A 2,880-nucleotide genomic window follows, 5' to 3' on the forward strand; every position below is an offset into this window, starting at 1 on the left:
GTCGAGCATGCGGGGGGCGAGACGGGTGAAGAGCTCTCGGCCGCGCTCGGTGCGGGTGGCCGGGATGCGGCCGTGGTGCCAGCTGCGGATGGTCTGGGAGACGCGGGCCGGGTTGGTGAAGCCCATGCGGGTCAGGGTGGTGAGGGTCTCGGGGTCGTCGTCGACGCCGGTGAAGACGAGGCTGCCGAACCGCGAGGAAAGCTGCTCTTCCTCGGGGAAGAGCTCGGCGTAGCGGCGGTTGACGGTCTTCAGCGTGCGGGTGACGGCGGCGTCGAAGCTCGGCAGGCGGGTAAAGCCGGAGAGGGCCCCGACCCGGCGGCGCTCGGCGTCGGATTCCGGCAGGCGGTGGGTCTGTTCGTCGGCCAGCATCTGGATGCGGTGCTCGGCCGCGCGCAGGGCCTGGTAGGCCTCGGTGAGCTCGGCGCAGGCGTCGGGGGTGACGTGGCCGGCGGTGGTGAGGGCGGAGAGGGCGTCGAGCGTGCGCTGGCTGCGCAGCTCCGGGTTGCGTCCCCCGAGGATAAGTTGCTGGGTCTGGACGTAGAACTCGATCTCGCGGATGCCGCCGCGGCCGAGCTTGAGGTCGACCCCCTTGGCGCTCATCCGCTCGTCGACCTTGTAGGCGTGGATCTGGCGCTTGATGGAGTGGATGTCGGCGATGGCCGCGAAGTCGAGGTTGCGGCGCCAGACGAAGGGCTGGAGCTCGGCCAGGAAGGCGCGGGCGGTGGTCAGGTCGCCGGCGCACGGCCGCGCCTTGATAAAGGCCGCGCGTTCCCAGTTCTGGCCGACGGTCTCGTAGTACTGGATCGCGGCCGGGACGGTGACGGCCGGCGGCGTCGAGGCGGGATCGGGGCGCAACCGCAGGTCCATGCGGAAGACGTAGCCGTCGCCGGTCTTGGCCTGCATCAGCTCAGACAGGCGGTGGGTGAGGCGCACGGCGAAGGCCTGCGGCTCGACCCCGTCGGCCAGCGGCATCAGCTCCGGGTCGAAGAAGACCGAGACGTCGATGTCGCTCGAGTAGTTGAGCTCGAAGGCGCCCTGCTTGCCCATGGCGAGGCAGAACCAGCCGGGGACCGGCCCCTCCTCCCCTTCTCCCAGTCGGGTCAGGCGGCCGGCCTCGAGCTCGGCGCGGGCGGCGGCGGCCAGGGCCGCGGCGACGGCGGCGTCGGCGAAATGGGTCAGGGCGCCGGTCACCTGATCGAGGTTCCAAACGCCGCCGAGATCGGCCACGGCGGTCAGCAAGTGGAGCTCGGCCTTCAGACGGCGCAGCTCCGTCCCGGCGGCGTCAGGCGCGAGGTCGGCGCAGGCGGCGGCGCGGGTCAGGACGTCGGCCAGCTGGACGTCGGGGTCGGCGACGAGGATCGCCTCCAGCATCGCCGGCCGGCGGCGGGCCAGGCTGGCGAGATAGCCGGAGGCGCCGAACACCGGGGCGAGGGCCGGCCAGGCGGCGTCGAGCACCTGAGGGTCGCAACCGGGGGCGATGATTTCGCGGGCGCGGGCGGCGGCCTTCTCGTCGACGACCGGACCGCAGGGTTTGAGCTGTTCGCCGAGCTTCATGACGTCATCCCGCCCGCGGCAGCACCAGGGCGACCCGCAGACCCGGCCCCATGCCGCCGATCCGCCCCGGACCTTCGTCGAGTTCCAGCCGGCCGCCATGCGCCTCGGCCACCGCGCCGACCAGCGAGAGGCCGAGCCCGGCGCCGGGCTCGTTGCGGCTGTTCTCGAGCCGCACGAAGCGCTCCACCACCCGCTCGCGGTCGGTTTCAGGCACGCCGGGCCCGGTGTCGGTGACGGCGAACTCCACCTCGCCCGAAGAGCGGCGGCGGACGCGCAACATCACCGCGCCGCCGGCCGGCGTGTACTTGATTGCGTTGTCGAGAATATTGGCCAGGGCCTGGGCCAGGAACTCGCGGTTGCCGCGAACCTGCAGGTCCCGATCGAGCTCGGCGGCGAACTCCAGGCCCTTGTCCTCGCAGAGCGGCTCGTAGAGCTCGGCGATGTCGGCGGCGAGGTCGGCGGGGTCGAAGACGACGGGATCGGGGGCGGCGCCGGCCGCCTGAAGCCGGGCGATGGCGAGGACCGCACCGAAGGTCTTCAGCACGCCGTCGGTGTCGGTCAGGGCCTGGACCAGGGCCTCCGTCGGCTCGCCCTTGCCGGCCTCGACGTCGATCAAGGCCGCCTCGAGCCGGGCGCGCAGGCGGGTCAGGGGCGAGCGCAGGTCGTGTGCGATGGCGTCGCCGGCGTGACGGTGGCCGGCCATCGAGCGTTCGAGGCGGTCGAGCATTTCATTGAGGCCGAGGGCCAGTTCGTCGAACTCGTCGCGGGTGCCCCGCACCGCAGCGCGGGCGGCGAGGTCGCCGTTGCGGACCGCGTCGACGACCTCGGTCAGGCCGGCCATGCTGCGGCTGACGTTGCGGCTGACCAACACGCCGCCGGCCAGGCCGAGGATGATGACCAGGCCGCCCGCCCCCCACAGGGCGTTGATGATCTTGACCACATAGGCCTCGTCCTCGGCGACGTCGGCGCCGACGAACAGGATCTCGCCGCCGCTCAGGCGCTCCTGACGGCCGCGGGCCGGGCGCCGGACCGTACGGCCCTCGACCTCCTCGGTGACCTGGAAGGTGGTCCAGGTCGGCTGGCCGTCGAAGGCCTCGACGGGGCTTTCCTCGATGGAGCCGGAGATGGTCTCGCCGTTGGCCTCGGTCAGCAGGTAGAGGAACGGCCGCTCGCTGGCGGCGCGCTCGATGAGCGACTGATTGACGGCCGCGAGGCCGGCCCGGTCGTAGGCGGCGATCAGGGCGCCCATCTCGCGGGTGATCGCCTGGTCGGTGCGCCGCGTCGCCTCGCCCGCCGTCGCCACATAGATGTAGGCCAGGAACGCCG

Annotated in this window: 1 protein-coding gene and 1 pseudogene; both read right to left on the bottom strand. The window is 72.5% G+C overall.

Annotation, left to right across the window (positions count from 1 at the left end):
• Positions 1–1,554: pseudogene (locus ACILRF_RS15850) on the bottom strand (glutamine-synthetase adenylyltransferase); the annotation flags it as partial.
• 4 nt (positions 1,555–1,558) lie between these two features.
• Positions 1,559–2,880: ATP-binding protein (locus ACILRF_RS15855; protein WP_395674594.1), on the bottom strand; the 1,322-nt coding region annotated here is incomplete at its 5' end.

It is taken from the genome of Phenylobacterium sp. (assembly GCF_044236515.1).
Classification (GTDB): Bacteria; Pseudomonadota; Alphaproteobacteria; order Caulobacterales; family Caulobacteraceae; genus Phenylobacterium.